This window comes from Microbacterium sp. KKR3/1 (assembly GCF_021272365.1).
In the GTDB taxonomy this organism is placed as follows: Bacteria; Actinomycetota; Actinomycetes; order Actinomycetales; family Microbacteriaceae; genus Microbacterium; species Microbacterium aurugineum.
This window is the reverse complement of the sequence record NZ_JAJSDW010000005.1, coordinates 26,881-43,681: the sequence shown is the minus strand read 5'-3', so window position 1 is coordinate 43,681 and position 16,801 is coordinate 26,881. Positions and strand designations below refer to the sequence as shown.

The window sequence follows — 16,801 nt, the reverse complement described above, 5'->3', positions numbered from 1 at the left end:
TTTCACTCGTAATGAAAAGGTCGTCAGTTCGATTCTGACAAGCGGCTCCCTCAAACCCCCGGAATCCCTTGAGATTCCGGGGGTTTTGGCGTTCATGTCGGTGGCACCTGCAAACATACGTGTTGCAGGTGTATGTGTGCATCCATGTGTGCACCGGTCCGAGGAGAGAACATGCCGAAGGTTCGCAGCAACGGGGAAGGTGGCCTCTACGAGATCAAGTCGCGGGGCCATTGGCGCGGCGTGATCGATGTGGGCTTCCACCCGGACGGTCGCCGCAAGCAGAAGTACGTCACCGGGCGTACGAAGAAGGAGGCGCGCGCCAAGCTAGACGCTCTCCGTGCAGAGGTGAATGAGCACGGCGCCCCACTCGATAAGACGATGACCGTCGAGAAGTGGGCGGACCACTGGCTCAGGACGATCTGTGAACCGAAGATGAAGCCTGCAGCTCTCGCGGGGTATGAGTCGGCGGTGAACAAGTGGATCGTGCCACCGCTGAGGAAGAAGCGGATCTCAGCATTGAGGCCGTCAGATGTCCGCGCCGTGACTCTCGCTGTCACGGAGGCAGGGCGAGCGATCTCGTCGGCGCAGAAGGTTCACGCGGTGATGTCATCGATGCTCGACGCTGCCCGCTTGGATGGCGTGTGCGCCAAGAACGTAGCTGCCGATGTCACCCCGCCAGGGACAGGAGAAGGAGCCCGCGGCGCACTGGACACAGATGTCGCTCTACGGGTGCTGCAAGCCGCCCTGCGCCGCCCTGACGGCGTGCGCTGGTGGTTCGCTGTCCTGACCGGAATGAGGCAGGGAGAGCGGCTAGGAGCAACCCTGGACAGCATCGACCTCGTGCAGCACGAGTTCACCGTCCAGTGGTCACTCTCAGAGGTTCGCTTCAAACATGGATGCGGTGGGGAGTGTGGCAAGAAGCGCGCTGGGTCTTGCCCGAGCCGTCGCCTGATGGTGGGTGCGGGGCTCGTGCATGAACCGCTCGATGGCCGGCTCTGTCTCGTGCGGCCGAAGTCGGGCAGGGCTAGGACGTTCCCTCTGATTCCGGCGTTGGAGAAGGAACTCAAGAAGTATCTCGAGGCGAACAAGCACCCCAACCCTCACGGTCTCATCTGGCGCAATCACGACGGCTCTCCGATCACCGCCGAGCAGGATCAAATCGAATGGCGCTCGATCCTTCTCGACGCCGGCGTGATCACCCCGGGCCAAGCGCTGCCGCCGAAGGATCGACCGGACGGAACACCGCCGACCCCGACGACCCATTTCGCGCGCCACACCACCGCCACCGTGTTGATGGAGCTCGGGGTCGACGCGAAGGTCATCGGGGAGATTGTCGGACACGTCAACGTGCGGACTACCCGCGGCTACCAGCACGTATCCTCCGCTGAGGCGCGCAAGGCGCTCGAAGCGATCGGCACCCACTTCCAAGCCGCCTTCGACCAGTAGCAGAGAAGAAGCCGCCCGACACTCAGGTGTCGGGCGGCTTTCTGTGTTAACCGGCGAAGGCTCGATGACGCCATTGACCGACTCCGTGCCGCGCCCTGCTGTACGTGACGCCCCGGAGCTTGGTCAGACAGTGCTGCTCGTACGCGAAGATCCCCTCGACCGACACCGAGAACTCTTCGGCGAGCCAATGCTGGTCAGAGTTGATCGCCTCGAGGCGGGCGTACTCGGCGGGGTCGATCAACAATCTCGCTGCGTACGCGTTCGCCTGTCGCTCGGCGGCATCACGAACGTGGGGGCCGCTGCACGTGTGGTTGTAGTACGCGTGCCCGCACTCGTGTCCCAGAACCCACCGGGACTGATCGAACGTCATCCCGAGGCGGACGACGATCAACTTCCGCTTCGGCAGATAGTACCCGAGTAGGTCGGGGTCGTCGTCGATGTGAGCGAAGTGCACCTGCGCGCCGAGCGCGGCCGCGTGGCGGATCAATTCGCCGTACATCGGGCTCCTACTCTGCGTGCGGGATGTTCGCCTCGTTGCGACCGCGGTACGCCGCAAGGTCATGTTCGCTCTTCCTGAGCTCCTGCTCTTCCTCACGGGAGAGCACAGGGGCATCCTCCTCGACACCGCCGACATTGCGGAGTCTCGCGAGCGCCTGCGCGCCCCACCCGTCGAGGCTGTCGTCGGACCATGTGTACGGCTGGTCCAGCCGCACCTCTTCGTCGACATAGCTGATCGCAGAAGCTCGGATCCCTTGGTTCAGAACCAGAGACTCAACGCTCGAAAGCAGCTCACCCATGTCGATCGCGAGCGCATCACAGATCGTCGCAAGATGATCGACCGTCATCGGACGGGCGGCGCGGATGATCTTCGAGAACTGGGACTGGCTCACGCCACACAGGGTTGCCAGCTCTGCCTGGCTGACGTCGTATCTGGCGATCTGCCCGCGGAGACGGGAGGCAATTTCCTTCGATACGGCAGTGGGTTCGTAGTCGCTCACGGACTCATCGTGTCAGATCTGACACGAAACGCGCAAATGCGCTTGCTTTCTAGTTCAGAGGAACTATCTTAGTTCACATGAACTACTCGACTCCGAGCGGCAAGGCGGCCAGGGCCGTCCGCTCCATTCTCGCAGATCGCCGCGAGTCGGTCGAGACCTTGTCAGAGATGACGGGGATCTCGCTCAGCACTCTCAAGCGTCGACTCTTGCTCGCTACCCCATTCACCATCGACGAACTGGGTCTCATCGCTCAGCACTTCGAGGTCTCGATCATCGATGTCCTCATTCCGATCAATGAGCGCGAGGCAGCGGTATGAACGCTCTCATTCCGATCCGCGAACACGACGGGCGACAGGCCGTCTCTGGCCGCGAGTTGCACGCGTTCCTCGAAGTTGGCGCGCGGTACAGCGACTGGTTTCCTCGGATGCTGGCCTACGGCTTCGCGGAGGGCGAGGACTACGCGCTCATTTCTGAGTACGTGAGATCTGAGGAGCGAGGCCGAGATTACGCCCAGGCCGATCACGTCCTCACGCTGGACATGGCGAAGGAACTCGCGATGATCCAGCGCACCGACAAGGGCAAGCAGGCTCGCCAGTACTTCATTGAGGTGGAGAAGCGAGTGAAGCAGAATCCTGCGATCCCCGACATCTCCACCCCCGAGGGCATCCTCGCGCTCGCTCAGCAGTTCACCCGCACCGCCGAGGAATTGGTCGCAGCGAAGCACGAGGTTGCTGCACTCACGCCGCTTGCAGCACAGGCGCACGTGCACAATCTCGGTAAGGAATTTACGACTCGGCAGGACTTTGCCCGCGAGATCGTGAAGTGGGCGCTCTACAACGGGATCAAGGTGACCGCGCCCCAGGTGTTCGAGTTCCTTGCTCGCAAGCTCGACATGTTCGTAACGGGCAACCGTGAGGACAACGGAGACGCGACCCTCAGCGGCGAACGCCGCGGGCTGTCCACGACCGTAAAGGGAACGTCGACCGTCAACGGGTTCGCTTTCCACACAGGGAAGCTGACGCCCAAGGGCGTCGAGTATGCGTGGTCACGTGCGCAGAAGTACATCATCGAGCACGGAGATCTCGTGCTTCGCAGCAAGGAGATCGAGCAATGAGCACCTACCTGTACCGGGCCGTGAACGCCGAGCCCATCAATGTCATCGAGGGATGGGACGACGATGGCACCCCCTACACGATTCGCTACGAACCGGGGGAGTGGACGTTCGGCCGACAGACGGGCTATCTGTCTCGTTCCGGTGCATCGAGCGCCGGACGCCGATCCGGTCACCTGTTCACTGTGCTCCGTTCTGAGCCCGTCGTGTTCCTGACCCGCGCCGAGAAGATCCAGAAGCAGATCAACGAGTTGCACGCACAGCTCGCCGCGTTGGCGGTGACGCCATGAGCGCCGGCGTTGTGCAACGGATCGAGTTTCCGCCCGCACTGTTCACCCGTGAGCTCGCGGCCTACTACCTCTCCAAGTCGCTGCGTGAGATCGACGACCTTCGCAAGACGGGCGAGTTGATCCCGGTGGGCGACGGAAAGCGGGTCATGTTCCAGAAGTCAGAGCTTGACCGCTACGTCGAGAAGCTGCCCGAGCGCGATTCGGCGGTGGCGTCATGATCGCATCGGTCCGAGATGCCGAGGCCAACGTCGCCTACCGCGAAGAGCGCCTCGAGCGGTCGAAGGAGCTGGGCCGTCCAGCTCACGTGGCGAGGTGTGAGGCGAACCTTGACCAGGCGCTGTGGACACTGAAACACGCGATCAAGAGCGAGGCGGTGGCGTCATGAACGACACCCTCCCTCTCTGGTTCGCTATCCCGTCGATCGTCCTCGCGTGGATGGTCTGGATCGTCCTCGAGTTCCGTGCGTCGAAGCGGTATTGGGCTGAACGTGACGCGATGGATCCGGTTGTGGTTACTGGGTCTGGTGCCCGTCGTGACCACCGCATGTACGCATGCAAGAGCGTGGAGGTGCACTGATGGCTCAGTTCGCTTCCAAGCTGTACCCGCAGACCAACCCGAGCAGCGTGATCCTTATGAACACCCGCGTCGCTCGAGAGCGTGGCTCCTCATTCCACGGCATCGAATACGCCTTCACCGGCTGTGTCGAAGCGGCTGGGCACTTCATCACTCTCGACTGGCAGCGGATCACCGACAGCCGAATGATCGACCACGCTCGTCGGGTTATCGAACGGCTCGCCAACCTCGAACGCCTGGCGGCTTTGTCCGGCTGATCCCCGAAACAGGATCCCCGCACCTCCCTGTCGTGGGGAGGCGTGGACTAGTGCGCTCAAAAACGCACGTACTGACAACTCAATACACACAACCGGTGAAGATATGCCGGCCCCACGCCAACGGGGTCGGACACCCCCAGATGGGGGCTACGGGATCAGGGAGAACCCACGACAAGACGTGTGGGGGACCGGTGAACCTGTGGTGCACGAGGACGAATGGACCGTAGGGCAGGCAGCCCAGGCCCCTCAGGAACGCAACCGGGTGGAGTCGAAGGAAAGGGTGCGGAGTACCCGTGTAAGTGGCGGCTGAGAAGCGACGGTCCATCGGTGAAAGGCACAGCGCGACAGGCAGACACCGGGTGTTCGAGTCCCCGGCGCGCACGGAAAGGAGTACGAGATGAAGGAAACAGGTCGCGGATACGTCTGGCAGGACCAACGAACCGCAGAGCAGAAAGCGTCCGAGTACCGCAGCGGACACATCGATCTTGTTGAGCGGATCGAGAAGCTCGCCGAGGGCTCGGACAGTTTGGCGTTGCATCGCCTGGCCGTAGCTGAGCGGGCGCGCATCTCGGACATCAACTTCTAACTCTCGCCACAGGGTCATGTGGCTGCGCAGAGCCGTAAGGGGTTGTCCGGGTTCGAATCCCGGCTGCGCACGAGTGGGAGGTGCATGCGCCACCAAACACTGCACCTGATGCCGACACCAAATTGAGTCGGGTTCCAGGGATTGAGAACGCGCAGAACCTACGAACGCTCGCCGCCCTGGTGGAACGCCACGGCGCAGGGGATGAGCGTTCGTAGCCAACTAGCCCGTGTGTGCGCTCACAGATCGGCACACGGGCACTCGGGGATGACGGTTCTGAGCGTGCACCAGGAGAGGGGTCTCCTGCGGCTCCCGTCATCCCCACCTCTATTCCCACAGAACGGAGCAAGACATGAGCGATACAGCACAAGCCCTGTCCGTTTTCGTGGGCGTCATCACCCACGTAACCGGCGAGCGTGGAGTGATCAAGCACATCACTCACTCACGACACGGCGAGCCAGAGGGCGCAATCGTTCGCCTCGATGACCGTCCAGTGTTCGTGTACGTGGAGCTCGGGCTGAGGGCACTGACCTGCACGTGTGGCGCCGAGTCTCTACGTCGTGAGCAGCATCATCGGCACTGCGACCTGATGTCCAACCTGTCGACCTACCACCGTGAGGTGCTCGGGTGGCGTGAGATCGACCGCGACGAATTCGACCACCTGACCGGAATCGCTGCTCTGCGTTCCGAGTTCGGTTGGGATCTCGGCTGATTCTTCCCACTCCTGGGGGCGTGGGAACGGTGGCAGTCCTGGGGGGATGCCACCACCAAAACCCGGCATGTGGGGTGCCGGACTGTTGAGGCCCGGACGACATGGGAACGTCCGGGCCTCACTCGTACTCGAAGGAGATTCGTCATGCCCGAACGTATCCAGCTGTCCCGAAAGAAAGGCTGGCGGAAACCTGAGAACACGGTCGTCGTCGCGCGGCCGACGTGCTGGGGGAACCCGTACAGAATCGTGCGGGCTGGGAAGACGACATGGCAGGTAATGCACTACTCGACGTTGCTCGCCGAGTTCATTAGTCGAACCGGTTCGGAAGCTCGAGCCGACGCGGTCGACCGCCTGCAGAGGTTGATCGAGCATGACCGCGCGCCCTGGTCTGCGGACATGATCCGTGGCGATCTGGCGGGGAAGAACCTCGCGTGCTGGTGCCCACTCGATCAGCCGTGCCACGCGGACGTGCTGCTTGAGATCGCGAACCGTGATGTCTGACCGCAGACCAAACCCGGCTATCCCGGCTGGCACCCGTTGTTCCGACTGCCTCGGTTGGGGCGGTCACATCATCCACCCCGGCGACGACCGGGAAGACACACAGGAGTGCCTCAGCTGTCACGGCAGCGGGCGGAAGACGAAGGAGAAGTGATGGCTGCTTATAACCGGAGAACACGCACCGAGGTGTATCAGGAGGTCGCACTCGAATGGCCGACGAATGTCACGGAACTTGAGAAGGCCATTCGCGTAGCCCGTGGATCGATCGCCCCAGGCACGGAACGTGACGACACCTTCACCGTTACGCACGACGATGAAGAACTCATCATTCGGTGGCGCTCCGCATCTCGTCTGACTGGTCCGGATGGGTCATGACTGCGAACAGCATCCCTCCGCTCCCGGTGGAGCGTGCAGATACCAGACCGGTCCGCATCGTCCCCCTACACGACACCCGCGCATGGGCCACGTTCATCACCATCACCTCCGGGACCATCGGTGCCCTTGCAGGTGGCTGGTTCGTCTACGGCCTGGTGATCGTCAATGGGTGACACCGACTGCCCGAAGTGCGCTGACCCGACACCGGGTCAACCACCACACAACCCTTCGCCGGCGTGCATTCGTCGGCCCATCATCGTCCCGCACTGCGGATGCCCGCCGTGCTTCGGATAGGAGAACAAGCATGACCGACAGCTTCATCAAAATCATCCAGTCCGCCGTAACCGCGGAAGTTCAACGAGACGCGGACGAACGCGGACAGATCGGCATTGGCGAGCTGGCGGCGCTGCTCCGTGAGGCGCAGGCTGATAAGCCGGTCGTCGCTCGCGTCGAAGGGCGAGCGTTCCCGGTATCAGCCGACGTGATCTCCTATCGCGGCTACTACGACCAGCTCGCAATCAAACCAGGCGAATCCGCAACCGCCGCCACTCTCGCATCCACCCTCACCGCTTCCATCGGGAGCACCTTCTACGGGTACAAGGGGGGCGAGTACGCCATGTCGCGAGGAACCGCTGTCTGGGTATCCGGGTATGGCGAGGCGACCGGATGGGCCGTCACAGGAGTCATCGAGACAGATGCGTTTGTGATCCTCATCGTCACAGTCGAGGAGTGGTGACGATGCGAACGATCGCGGAGCTCGAAGCCGCGGTGCAGGTGGAACAGGACGCCCTCGACCGGGCATACCGGGCCGGAAACCAGGTGTCCATCACCCTGTACACCGCATCACTCACGAGAGCTGAACAAGCCCTCACCGCTGAACGAATCAGACAGGGGGAATGGTGAACGAACGAATCCGTGTGGAGCACACCGAATCAGGGTGCTGGAAAGTCATGCGCGGCACCTACGTCGTCGACATCTACCCGGCCCACATGTGGCGGTTCGCATACGCAGAAGCGCTCCGAGAAGCGATCTACCAGAACCTCTCGATCGCCAGTCTCGAGATCTGCTCATGACCCGCAACGAGTGGTTCCGGTGGTTCGCATGGCATCCCGTGTGGACGTATGACCGCGGGTGGCGCTGGTTGCGGTTCGTGTGGCGTCGACACGTCCCACCGATCCTCGGCGTTCGCGGCGCGGTCTGGACGTTCGATCACCGCGTCTCGAAGGGTGGCGACTCATGACCTGCCCTCTCTGCCTTGACCGCGACGAAGTGGTCATCACCCATAACCCGACCGTGTGGATGGAATGCCCCCACACGTACTGGAAGGACCAGACATGAACGAATACATGGCAAGCAACGGGGTTTCAGTATCACGGCAGCCCCCGGTAACCGACCGGGGATCCTGGCTGATGGTCGATGGGCACATGACAAGCCCGAACGATGCACAGGCTCTCCGTGAGTTCTTCAAGCATGAGCGTGACGAAGAACTCGGACGGTGGCGGTGGCCCGAGAACCCCGACTACGTCGTGATGGACCGCGGGGTGGGGTTCGTGGCGATCCTGCACGAGCCGACGATGGGGACCACCACGTGGGAGCGCTCGTGGCGAGACGCGCGTTCCACTCCGGATGAAGCCGGCCTCGCCTACTTCGACGCTCACCCGGAGCGGAAGCCATGGCATGAAGCGAAGCCCGGAGAAGTCTGGGCGCTCACCACGAACCAGCACGCCGAGGAATGGGCCGCAAAGGTGAGCACCGACCAGGAAGGCGTGCTCATTTTCGAGCTGATCCTGAGCGAGATGAAGTTCAGGATCGACGATGAGCTGTTCATTTCCGGTCGGAAGATCTGGCCGGAGGACGCATCGTGACGGACTACAACGGCTTGGTCTACGGACTCGACGAGCAGGTCTATCACCGCCAACCGGGCCTGAGCTCGACCGGGGCGAAGAAGATTCTCAAATCCCCCGCCCACTACAAGAACTACGTGGAGCACCCGGAAGAACCCAAGGCAGGTTTCGACCTAGGGTCCAGTGTTCACACGAAGGTGCTCGGAGTCGGTGCTGACATCGCCATCTACCCGGACGGGAACGGCCCGGAACGGTTCGAGTACGACGGGACTGAACTGGACAACGTGCTCGCATCGAACGGGGCCATCTCCACCAAGGCGGCGAGGGCGTTCGAAGCGGACGCGCGCGACCGTGGACTGATCCCCGTGAAGCGGGTCACAGCCCGGGTGGTGGACATCATGGCCGAATCGGTGCTGTCGAACCCGACCGCTCGCGCGCTCTTTGAGGGCGGGGATGCGGAAGTCTCCATGTTCGTGACCGACCCCATCACAGGTATTCCGATGCGAGGACGCCTGGACTACCTCAGCAAGCGAATCGCCGACCTCAAGACGACGGCGGGGGACGCATCCGAATCCGGGTTCGCGCGCCAGGCGTTCAGCCTCGGATATGAGATCCAGTTCGGTTGGTACTCGCACATGTACGAGCTGATCACTGGGGAGCGTCCGCCCTGGCTGTTCGTCGTCGTCGAGACGTCGGCGCCGTACCTCGCCAACGTTCACGTGCTCAGCGAGGACGGTCAGCGCATCGGTGCTCAGAAGGCGCGAGCGGCACGCGAGCTGTACGCGCGGTGCGTCGAGTCCGGCTCATGGCCTGGTTATCCGAACCGAAGCGGGGGAGATATCGGCATCCTCGACGTCCCCATGTATGCCATCTACGAGTACCAGGAGAGATTCAATGACGACGGACTCGAACTCGTACAGCCGAGAGCGTATAGCTGAGGCGATCGGCAATCGTCGTTGGCCGACGATGAAGCGATCTCTGCTGTTCCACGATCTCAGCCCAGAAGAGTGCTGGCCGTGGCAAGGGTGGGTCGACAGCTTCGGGTATGGGCGCGCCTACCCGGATGGCGGTCGCGCCAACGTGGCGGGTGCACATCGTGTCGTGTGGATGCTCCTGAACGGCCCGCTCGACAGCAGCATCCAGATTGACCACAGATGCCATGACTTCTCGACGTGCACGCTGGCGCGTGACTGCCCACATCGACGGTGCGTGAACCCGCATCACCTCGAACCCGTGAGTGCACTGGAGAACGGGCGGAGAAGCAACAGCCCCCACTCCGAGAACGGACGCAAGACGCACTGCATCCGAGGCCACGAATTCAACGCAGAGAACACCCTTCCCCATAGCAACGGCTACGGACGCAAATGCCGTATCTGTGAGGCCATCCGAGCGCGAGCTCGACGGGCGGAGCGCGGTGGCAAGCCACGCATCGCTCGCAGACGAATCGAGGTTCCAGAATGACCGACATCGACATCCCGGAGGACACCCGGAAGTCTCGTCTCCCGAAACCTCACTCACAGGTCATGGATGAAGAGTTCGTGACCGCATGGGAGAGGTTCGCGGAGTTCCGGGAACAGTACCCAGACGGCTACGTCGAAGCGACCCTAGATCGTGTCATCGAGCATCCGGACGGGCATGTGACGTACGTGATGACCGCCGCCGCATACATGGTTCGCCCTGGATTCGGTGTCGTGGCACGTCCCGACTCGACCGGATGGTCGCAAGGATCCACCAAGGACGACAACCCCATCATCGCGGGGTCTCCGATCGAGTCCGCCGAGACGATCGCAAGATCCAAGGCGCTGAAGAACCTTGGCATCCTGGACGGTTCCAAGCCGGCGAAGGCCCGTGAACCTCGCACTGACGAACAGAACGGTGCCGATGTCGCCGCGGCGAGGGGTCGTGCTGTCCTGTCGCAGAAGGAACTTGCTGCGCAGATGTCCGAACGCGGCTTCCCGTGGACGCAGGCGACCGTCTCTCAGGTCGAGAAGGGGGAGCGTCCGTTGCGCCTCACGGAGTCCGACCACCTGGCCGAGCTCATCAGGTTCCGGACGTGAGCGCGATACCACCGAAGATCCGTGCAGCAGTGCACGAGCGGGCACAGGGCAGATGCGAGGGGTGCGGGAAGATCGCACCCCTCGAACTGCATCACCGGAAGTACCGGTCCCGTGGCGGTAAGCACACCGCCTCTAATCTCGTCGCACTGTGCGGATGGGGCAACCACACCGGATGCCACGGGCGCGCACACGGACCCAACCCACCTCAAGGGTGGTCGCTCCCATCTGGGCGTTGCGACCCCGCCGAAGAACTGTTCCTGCACCACTGGGGACTCATCTACCTGAAGGACTGAACTATGAACGGGAGGAGACGCTATGGCGGGCAAGTTGTTCGCGAAGCTGGATCTTGACTACGCGGATCACCCGAAGATCGAACGCCTCTCGGACGCTGCGTTTCGTGCCCACGTGTCGATGATTCTCTACGCGCGGAAGTACCTCACGGACGGGAAGATCCCCGCTCGGTACGCAAACCGATTCGGTTCCGAGACGCTATCCGAGTTGCTAACCAACGATGAAGCGACACCATCCCTCGTGCGCGTCGACTCGGGAGAGTACGAGCTGCACGGATTCCTGGATCTACAGGAATCGAGAGCGAAGGTCGCAGAAAGATCCCAGGTCAACGCAGAAAACGGGAAAAAGGGCGGTCGCCCACGAAAAACCCGTTCGGTTTACGAGTCGGTTAGCGAAACAAAAGCAGAGACAGAGGAAGAGACAGATACCTCTTCTTCTACGAAGAAGAGGGGGTCCGCTAAGCGCGGAACCCGCATCCCAGAGCCATTCATGCTCACCCATGAGATGCGTGAATGGGCTGCCGTCGAAGTCCCCACTGTGGACGCCGACGCATCCACACGCAGGTTCGTCGACTACTGGCGCGCCGAGTCGGGAACGAAGGCAACGAAGCTCGACTGGATCGCCACTTGGCGGAACTGGCTGAGACGCGACGCCGACAGCAGGAAGCCGAACCGGCTGACCCCCACCGAGCGCGCACAACAGACCGCGGCTGCGGGCCGTCAGGTCTTGGGCCGTCAGGTCACCTCGCTTGATCCGAAGGAGATCACTTCATGAACACCGAAGAGTTGACGATGCTGCTCGCGCGCATCCAAGTGCTCGACAACCGCCAGGTCGACCAGTTGACGATCGAAGCCTGGTCGCCGCTGCTCACCGGGATTCCATACGAAGAGGCGGTGGAAGCGGTCAATGGGCACTTCGCCGAATCGACCGACTACCTGCAGCCCGCACACATCACGGCGAGGGTGCGGGCAAAGAGACGGGCGGCTTTGCCTCAGACGATGAGCGAGGAAGCACCTCCGGCATGTCCAGACGGTGCGCACCGATGGCTCCCAGACGGCACCTGCCTGTACTGCACGGAGCGGAGAGACCGATGAGCCTCGACGCGTACATCCAGGCGTGCGAGGAACGGTTCGCGGCCGACACCAAGTACCGGCGCCGGCTCCAACGGGAACTTTTCAACACCGACGCCCACCAGTCCATCCAACGCACGCTCGAGGCCGCACGCTTCGACGCCGCAATCAGGAGAACAGCATGAATGCTGACATCATCACCGACACCACCTACCCGCACGGCACCGTCAAGGGCTTCGAGGGCGGGTGCACGACCGGTCACTGCCCAGCAGAAGTCTCCTGCCGGACGGTCTTCACCCGGTACAAGGGTGACTACGCGTTCAACCGGCAGATCAAAGCGGGCATGACACCCGCCGAGATCGTCGCCGCCGAAGAAGCACAGGCCAGGGAAGCCCTGGAAGCGTCTCTCGCGGCCCAGAAAGCCGAGAAGGAGGCCAAGTCCGCCCGAACCCGTGAAGCGGCCCGTGTACGACACAACGCCGCCCGACGTGGACGCCGCGAACGGGCACGGTCCACCATCCGGAAAGGTGACGGCATCCCCCGCACCACACTGCAGGTCGAAATCCATCGCCTCCACGGGGAAGGGCTCACGGACTCGCAGATCGCCGAACACATGGGGAAGACGCGCAACCAGATCAAAGGTGTCAGACACGACCTGAAACTCACCCCCAACCCAGCCCCCGCAACCACGGGGGCTTCTTCATGAACGGGCCAACCACACAGACCGGGATCCCGATCATCGACTGCGACCAGTGCGGGCACCGACACCCCGAGACTCGAAAGCACTGCGAAGTCTGCGGTCTGGCCACGTTGTTCGGACACGAAGACCACGAACGGGAATCGCTCAAGATTGGGTCGCTGTTCTCCGGCGTCGGCGGCCTGGATCTCGCCGTGGAGTCGTTCTTCGGTGGTGAGACGGTCTGGCATTGCGAGTGGGAAGCGGAACCGTCGAAGGTGCTCGCTGCTCGTTGGCCCGGTGTGCCGAACTTCGGTGACGTGACAGCGGTCGACTGGTCGACCGTAGAGCCTGTCGACATCATCTGTGGCGGGTTCCCCTGCCAAGACCTCAGCCTCGCCGGTCGACGCTCCGGCATGCGACCCGGCACTCGCTCCGGCCTCTGGGCTGACTTCCTCCGGGCAATTGATGCCCTGAAACCGAAAGTGGTCATCATCGAGAATGTTCGCGGTCTGCTATCAGGCTGCGCAGAAGGAGGAAATGAGTATGTCTCTGAGTGCAGCGTATGTGGCTGGTCTGATGGACGGGGAGGGTTACTTCGGGATCAACTCGCGGCTCAAGAAGTCGAACGGGAGGATCTACTACGCGAGTCGCGTGATGTTGGGGATGACCACCCCGGCGCTGGAAGTGTTGACCGAGATGCAGGAGCAGTGGGGCGGGAGCCTGACCTCCGTTCGCGCGAAGACGGCGACATGGGCGGAGGCATGGGCTTGGACTCTTCAAGGCCCGACGCTGGTGTCGTTCCTGTCGGACATCAGGTCGGATCTGCGGATCAAGAGTCGACAGGCGGACACGCTGTTGGAACTCGAAGCGCTCAGGGCATCTCTCCCGAAGCACTGGGGCGGCTCGCGTCCCGAGTGGTCGGAGGAAACGCTTCGAGTGGCGGCGGAATTGAAGATGAAGATTCACGCACTGAACGCCAAGGGCCCTGCCCGGAATGTGGAGGGCGAGTAAATGTATCCCTTCGCGCAATGGAGCCCTGCCCGAGATGTGTGGACCCCGATGGAGGGGCCAGCCATACTCCCAATGTTCGAGCACTTGGCCGTGTACTCGGAGACCTTTCCGCCCTCGGGTTCGATGCGGAATGGCATGGTCTACTCGCGTCCGACATCGGCGCCCCCCACGGGCGGTTCCGCGTCTTCGTTCTTGCCTACGCCCAGGGTGAGCGATTCGAACGGGGCTGGCCATCATGGGAGCGGGGGACCGGATTTGCGAACGGTGGTGGCGGACGTGCTGACGCACCTTTGACGCTCCTCCCTACTCCGGCTGCAATGAACCCGAATGACGGTGAGGGAGCGGAGACTTGGCTTGCGCGGCGTGAACGAGTGAAGGCGACGGCCAAGAACGGCAATGGAATGGGCATGCCCCTCGCGATCGCCGTCCAGCTGCTGCCCACACCTCGAGCTTCACGCGGCGCATCTGGGACGGAAATGATGTACGCGCTCGGAGCGGAACTTGACGACGAAGGCGACCGTCAAGGGAACGTCGTCGGAGAGGCGCAGTGGGGCGAGTACGAACCTGTCGTGCGGCGCTGGGAAGCCATCACGCGCCCTGCACCCGCCCCGACACTGCCCGATGGGAAGAACGAGAACCACCGCCTCGCGTCCGTGTTCCCGGAATGGATGATGGGCTACCCCGCCGGATGGGTGACGGACATCATCGCCCGGAACCCGGCGATCAAGGCGTGCGGGAATGGTGTCGTCCCACAACAGGCATATGCCGGACTCGGGGTGCTGTGGTCGCGTGTGCGGGAGGCGGTGGCGCCATGAACTGGATCCTCGAGCTCCCATACGAACGCCCACCCAAGGGGCTGTCGGCGAACTATAGGGGCCACTGGGCACCGAAAGCGAAGTCGACGGCAGAGGTTCGCGCCTTGGTCGTCACCCTCGCCCGGAACGCCGCCATCCCCACGATGGGCCGCATGCAGGTGGAACTTGTGTGGGTCGTCACCGACAACCGCAAGAGGGACGCCGACAACGTGTTCCCACTGCTCAAGGTCGCAGCCGATGGTCTCGCATCAGACAGGGGAGTGTCCGCCCATGTTGTCCCGGATGACAGCCCCGAATGGTGCGTGAAGATCGCACCCCGCATCGAGAAACGCGACGGCGAGACAGCTCACTTCGAGCTGATCGTCACCGACATCACCCACCGACCTGAACAGGTCGATCAACTCACGAAGGAAAGACTCACATGACCAACCCCACCCCTGGCCTCACCCCGTCCGAACTTGCTGAGGTCACCCGGTTCGGCATCCACGAAGAAGACCAGGAGGACCAGTGATGACCGACAACAAGAAGCTGATCGCGGAAGCGCGAGGCCGCGCCGGAAGTGACATGGGTCTGTCCGATCAGCTACTGCGTGAGTTGGCAGATGCCCTCGAGGCCACCACCCGTGAGATGCACGCGCGGGAGCTGCACCACTTCGAGTCCGAGCAGGCGATCACCGAGGCGCTGCGAATCGACACTCATCACATGCACCCCGACGCGCGCCGTATTCTCTCGGCCGCTCTCGAAGCTGCCGAGAAGGCTCTCACCCCTACCGGCGACGAGCGGGAAGCGCTAGCGAACCTGATCCCGCTCGACCTGGTCCACGACCGGAGCCGCGAAGGCTTCCCGAAAGACGCCTTCGAAGTTGCAGACCGCATTCTCGCTGCTGGCTTCCGTCGCACCGTAGTACCAGAGCCGAGCACCGAGGCGATCCTTTCCGACGTCCGATCACATGCCGAGCGTTGGGCGAACCGGCCACCGACATCGCCCTACGCGATGGGCCTGCGTGATGCGTGGCGCACGATCCTGAGCAAAATCGACCAGCACCACGACCTAGCGTCTTGCGCATGGTGCTCCTCAACTGCTCGCGGTACGGCGATCTGGCAGGGGACAGATCAGCGACACCCTTCGTGCGGGCTCGAGGAGCATGGCTTGCAGTTCGAGAGTGCGGAGCCACAGGCCGAACCGTCCGACGCACGGGTGGAAGTCGCAGCGCGGGCGATGTTCGAGCCGGATGGTCCCGGTGGCGAGTACACCTGGGCGGAGATGGTCGTCGAAGACCCGAGCCGTGCTGACATCTGGCGCGAGGACGCCCGAAGGGTGCTGCGTGCTGCATCCTCCGTCACCGAGCAGGGAGAGAACCGTGGCAACGCCGACTGAGCGCGTCATCTCACGCCTCATCGAGGGTGGGCATATCGAGCCAGGCGAATACCGCGTGGAGCGGACCTATGCGGGGTTCTGGCAGCGCCGCGAGGGTGCGTTCTCGTGGGATCTGGTTCACGCAGACACCGGACACCACGCGATGGTCGGCTCGCAGTACTCCGTGAAGGAGTGCGCCGACGCAGATGAGTGGGAGTGGTTCGGCGAAGGAATCATTCCCGCCGCCACCCCACCCGAGAACCGAGAGGAACAGAACCGATGACCGCAGCAACCGAAGCATGGGCACGGGCGAACGGCTCACCGGCCCGCAGCGCATACGTGCAGGGATACGAGCAGGGGGCGCTTGAGGAGCGTGAGCGCGTCACATCGTTCCTTGCAGACAACATCGCCACCATCACGGAGTTCGCGGGGGCACGGACGACGGATCTGCTCGCGTACATGTTCCGAGAGATGAAGCCGGCTGAGCAGGGAGAGGAAGTAAACCGATGAGCGACCGAGAAGAGCAAGCAAACCAGTACGCGTGGACGCACGGTGGCCCCTGGCTCCCCGTACAGCCGGAACGTGGCGACGATGCCTAGTCGAGCGAACACCGTCTACATCTGCGGGGGAGACTACCGTCCCGCGGCCCGCTCGGAGTGCCCACACAGCCTGCACGACTGGCCCCTCCCTGCTGGTTACGGGGACGCTGCGGAGGCCGCCCAGCGCCGCATTCGGAACGGATGGCGCAACACCCGATGCCCCACGTGCGGGGTGTACGGGTGGCGTGAAGGGCGAAAACGAGAAGACGGTGACACATTCGTGCCCGCCGTACAGC

General features: G+C 62.8%; 32 protein-coding genes and 1 pseudogene. 31 read left to right on the top strand and 2 right to left on the bottom strand.

Going from position 1 to position 16,801, the window contains the following annotated elements; all coding sequences use genetic code 11:
• Positions 1-171: 171 nt before the first annotated feature.
• A complete protein-coding gene (locus LVJ59_RS17735) occupies positions 172-1,446 on the top strand; it encodes a tyrosine-type recombinase/integrase (RefSeq protein ID WP_232764061.1) in 1,275 nt (424 codons plus the stop codon).
• A gap of 46 nt (positions 1,447-1,492) precedes the next feature.
• Here the strand turns inward: LVJ59_RS17735 and LVJ59_RS17730 are convergent, their stop codons facing one another.
• Together LVJ59_RS17730 and LVJ59_RS17725 are read right to left on the bottom strand one after the other, a co-directional pair.
• Positions 1,493-1,945, bottom strand: a complete 453-nt coding sequence (locus LVJ59_RS17730) for an ImmA/IrrE family metallo-endopeptidase (protein ID WP_232764058.1) — start codon at positions 1,943-1,945, stop codon at positions 1,493-1,495.
• 7 nt (positions 1,946-1,952) lie between these two features.
• Positions 1,953-2,444 (bottom strand): helix-turn-helix domain-containing protein, encoded by a 492-nt coding sequence (locus LVJ59_RS17725; protein WP_232764056.1) that lies wholly within the window; start codon positions 2,442-2,444, stop codon positions 1,953-1,955.
• 77 nt (positions 2,445-2,521) lie between these two features.
• Here LVJ59_RS17725 and LVJ59_RS17720 point away from each other — a divergent pair, with 77 nt between their 5' ends.
• The 30 genes and pseudogenes from LVJ59_RS17720 (at position 2,522) to LVJ59_RS17580 (ending at position 16,476) form a co-directional block, all read left to right on the top strand.
• Positions 2,522-2,761 carry a helix-turn-helix transcriptional regulator gene (locus tag LVJ59_RS17720; protein ID WP_232764055.1) on the top strand — a complete coding sequence of 80 codons (240 nt, stop codon included), beginning with the start codon at positions 2,522-2,524 and terminating at the stop codon, positions 2,759-2,761.
• Positions 2,758-3,558: an antA/AntB antirepressor family protein gene (locus LVJ59_RS17715; protein WP_232764053.1), complete on the top strand. Its 801-nt coding sequence runs from the start codon at positions 2,758-2,760 to the stop codon at positions 3,556-3,558. The genes LVJ59_RS17720 and LVJ59_RS17715 overlap by 4 nt, the downstream gene beginning before the upstream one ends.
• A complete protein-coding gene (locus LVJ59_RS17710; RefSeq protein WP_232764052.1) occupies positions 3,555-3,845 on the top strand; it encodes a hypothetical protein in 291 nt (96 codons plus the stop codon). The genes LVJ59_RS17715 and LVJ59_RS17710 overlap by 4 nt, the downstream gene beginning before the upstream one ends.
• Positions 3,842-4,063 carry a helix-turn-helix domain-containing protein gene (locus tag LVJ59_RS17705; RefSeq protein ID WP_232764049.1) on the top strand — a complete coding sequence of 74 codons (222 nt, stop codon included), beginning with the start codon at positions 3,842-3,844 and terminating at the stop codon, positions 4,061-4,063. The genes LVJ59_RS17710 and LVJ59_RS17705 overlap by 4 nt, the downstream gene beginning before the upstream one ends.
• Positions 4,060-4,230, top strand: coding sequence for a hypothetical protein (locus LVJ59_RS17700; protein WP_232764048.1), 171 nt, complete (start codon positions 4,060-4,062; stop codon positions 4,228-4,230). The genes LVJ59_RS17705 and LVJ59_RS17700 overlap by 4 nt, the downstream gene beginning before the upstream one ends.
• A gap of 190 nt (positions 4,231-4,420) precedes the next feature.
• A complete protein-coding gene (locus LVJ59_RS17695) occupies positions 4,421-4,675 on the top strand; it encodes a hypothetical protein (RefSeq protein WP_232764046.1) in 255 nt (84 codons plus the stop codon).
• A gap of 397 nt (positions 4,676-5,072) precedes the next feature.
• Positions 5,073-5,261: a hypothetical protein gene (locus LVJ59_RS17690; protein ID WP_232764041.1), complete on the top strand. Its 189-nt coding sequence runs from the start codon at positions 5,073-5,075 to the stop codon at positions 5,259-5,261.
• Positions 5,262-5,610: 349 nt separating this feature from the next.
• The gene (locus LVJ59_RS17685) at positions 5,611-5,970 is read left to right on the top strand and encodes a hypothetical protein (RefSeq protein ID WP_232764039.1); all 360 of its coding nucleotides are present in this window, start codon (positions 5,611-5,613) and stop codon (positions 5,968-5,970) included.
• 144 nt (positions 5,971-6,114) lie between these two features.
• Positions 6,115-6,471, top strand: coding sequence for a DUF4326 domain-containing protein (locus LVJ59_RS17680; RefSeq protein WP_232764037.1), 357 nt, complete (start codon positions 6,115-6,117; stop codon positions 6,469-6,471).
• A gap of 368 nt (positions 6,472-6,839) precedes the next feature.
• Positions 6,840-7,016 carry a hypothetical protein gene (locus LVJ59_RS17675; RefSeq protein ID WP_232764035.1) on the top strand — a complete coding sequence of 59 codons (177 nt, stop codon included), beginning with the start codon at positions 6,840-6,842 and terminating at the stop codon, positions 7,014-7,016.
• A gap of 131 nt (positions 7,017-7,147) precedes the next feature.
• A complete protein-coding gene (locus tag LVJ59_RS17670) occupies positions 7,148-7,579 on the top strand; it encodes a hypothetical protein (RefSeq protein WP_232764033.1) in 432 nt (143 codons plus the stop codon).
• A gap of 2 nt (positions 7,580-7,581) precedes the next feature.
• Positions 7,582-7,746, top strand: coding sequence for a hypothetical protein (locus tag LVJ59_RS17665; protein WP_232764031.1), 165 nt, complete (start codon positions 7,582-7,584; stop codon positions 7,744-7,746).
• Positions 7,740-7,916, top strand: coding sequence for a hypothetical protein (locus LVJ59_RS17660; protein ID WP_232764030.1), 177 nt, complete (start codon positions 7,740-7,742; stop codon positions 7,914-7,916). The genes LVJ59_RS17665 and LVJ59_RS17660 overlap by 7 nt, the downstream gene beginning before the upstream one ends.
• Positions 7,913-8,083, top strand: a complete 171-nt coding sequence (locus LVJ59_RS17655) for a hypothetical protein (protein WP_232764028.1) — start codon at positions 7,913-7,915, stop codon at positions 8,081-8,083. Before LVJ59_RS17660 ends, LVJ59_RS17655 begins: the two co-directional genes overlap by 4 nt.
• Before the next feature lie 184 nt (positions 8,084-8,267).
• A complete protein-coding gene (locus LVJ59_RS17650; protein WP_232764027.1) occupies positions 8,268-8,708 on the top strand; it encodes a hypothetical protein in 441 nt (146 codons plus the stop codon).
• Positions 8,705-9,625 carry a PD-(D/E)XK nuclease-like domain-containing protein gene (locus LVJ59_RS17645; protein ID WP_232764025.1) on the top strand — a complete coding sequence of 307 codons (921 nt, stop codon included), beginning with the start codon at positions 8,705-8,707 and terminating at the stop codon, positions 9,623-9,625. Before LVJ59_RS17650 ends, LVJ59_RS17645 begins: the two co-directional genes overlap by 4 nt.
• A complete protein-coding gene (locus LVJ59_RS18190; RefSeq protein WP_374199095.1) occupies positions 9,552-10,148 on the top strand; it encodes an HNH endonuclease in 597 nt (198 codons plus the stop codon). The genes LVJ59_RS17645 and LVJ59_RS18190 overlap by 74 nt, the downstream gene beginning before the upstream one ends.
• Positions 10,145-10,744 (top strand): helix-turn-helix transcriptional regulator, encoded by a 600-nt coding sequence (locus LVJ59_RS17640; protein ID WP_232764024.1) that lies wholly within the window; start codon positions 10,145-10,147, stop codon positions 10,742-10,744. The genes LVJ59_RS18190 and LVJ59_RS17640 overlap by 4 nt, the downstream gene beginning before the upstream one ends.
• Positions 10,645-11,037: an HNH endonuclease gene (locus LVJ59_RS18150; protein WP_308191521.1), complete on the top strand. Its 393-nt coding sequence runs from the start codon at positions 10,645-10,647 to the stop codon at positions 11,035-11,037. Before LVJ59_RS17640 ends, LVJ59_RS18150 begins: the two co-directional genes overlap by 100 nt.
• Before the next feature lie 22 nt (positions 11,038-11,059).
• Complete coding sequence (locus tag LVJ59_RS17630) at positions 11,060-11,809, top strand: hypothetical protein (protein WP_232764022.1); 750 nt, start codon at positions 11,060-11,062, stop codon at positions 11,807-11,809.
• Complete coding sequence (locus LVJ59_RS17625; RefSeq protein WP_232764020.1) at positions 11,806-12,129, top strand: hypothetical protein; 324 nt, start codon at positions 11,806-11,808, stop codon at positions 12,127-12,129. The genes LVJ59_RS17630 and LVJ59_RS17625 overlap by 4 nt, the downstream gene beginning before the upstream one ends.
• Positions 12,126-12,290, top strand: coding sequence for a hypothetical protein (locus LVJ59_RS17620; protein WP_153244632.1), 165 nt, complete (start codon positions 12,126-12,128; stop codon positions 12,288-12,290). The genes LVJ59_RS17625 and LVJ59_RS17620 overlap by 4 nt, the downstream gene beginning before the upstream one ends.
• Positions 12,287-12,811 (top strand): hypothetical protein, encoded by a 525-nt coding sequence (locus tag LVJ59_RS17615; protein ID WP_232764019.1) that lies wholly within the window; start codon positions 12,287-12,289, stop codon positions 12,809-12,811. The genes LVJ59_RS17620 and LVJ59_RS17615 overlap by 4 nt, the downstream gene beginning before the upstream one ends.
• Positions 12,808-13,242, top strand: a pseudogene (locus tag LVJ59_RS17610) (DNA cytosine methyltransferase); the annotation flags it as partial. The gene LVJ59_RS17615 and the pseudogene LVJ59_RS17610, both read left to right, overlap by 4 nt.
• Positions 13,243-13,282: 40 nt before the next feature.
• On the top strand, positions 13,283-13,795 hold the full coding sequence (locus LVJ59_RS17605) for a hypothetical protein (RefSeq protein ID WP_232764067.1): 513 nt from the start codon (positions 13,283-13,285) through the stop codon (positions 13,793-13,795).
• A gap of 476 nt (positions 13,796-14,271) precedes the next feature.
• Complete coding sequence (locus LVJ59_RS17600; RefSeq protein ID WP_232764066.1) at positions 14,272-14,610, top strand: hypothetical protein; 339 nt, start codon at positions 14,272-14,274, stop codon at positions 14,608-14,610.
• Entirely contained in the window at positions 14,607-15,035 is a 429-nt protein-coding gene (locus tag LVJ59_RS17595) for a hypothetical protein (protein WP_232764018.1), read from the top strand. Before LVJ59_RS17600 ends, LVJ59_RS17595 begins: the two co-directional genes overlap by 4 nt.
• A gap of 277 nt (positions 15,036-15,312) precedes the next feature.
• Positions 15,313-15,987 (top strand): hypothetical protein, encoded by a 675-nt coding sequence (locus LVJ59_RS17590; protein WP_232764017.1) that lies wholly within the window; start codon positions 15,313-15,315, stop codon positions 15,985-15,987.
• On the top strand, positions 15,971-16,249 hold the full coding sequence (locus LVJ59_RS17585; RefSeq protein WP_232764016.1) for a hypothetical protein: 279 nt from the start codon (positions 15,971-15,973) through the stop codon (positions 16,247-16,249). The genes LVJ59_RS17590 and LVJ59_RS17585 overlap by 17 nt, the downstream gene beginning before the upstream one ends.
• Positions 16,246-16,476, top strand: coding sequence for a hypothetical protein (locus tag LVJ59_RS17580; protein WP_232764015.1), 231 nt, complete (start codon positions 16,246-16,248; stop codon positions 16,474-16,476). The genes LVJ59_RS17585 and LVJ59_RS17580 overlap by 4 nt, the downstream gene beginning before the upstream one ends.
• Positions 16,477-16,801 lie beyond the last annotated feature (325 nt).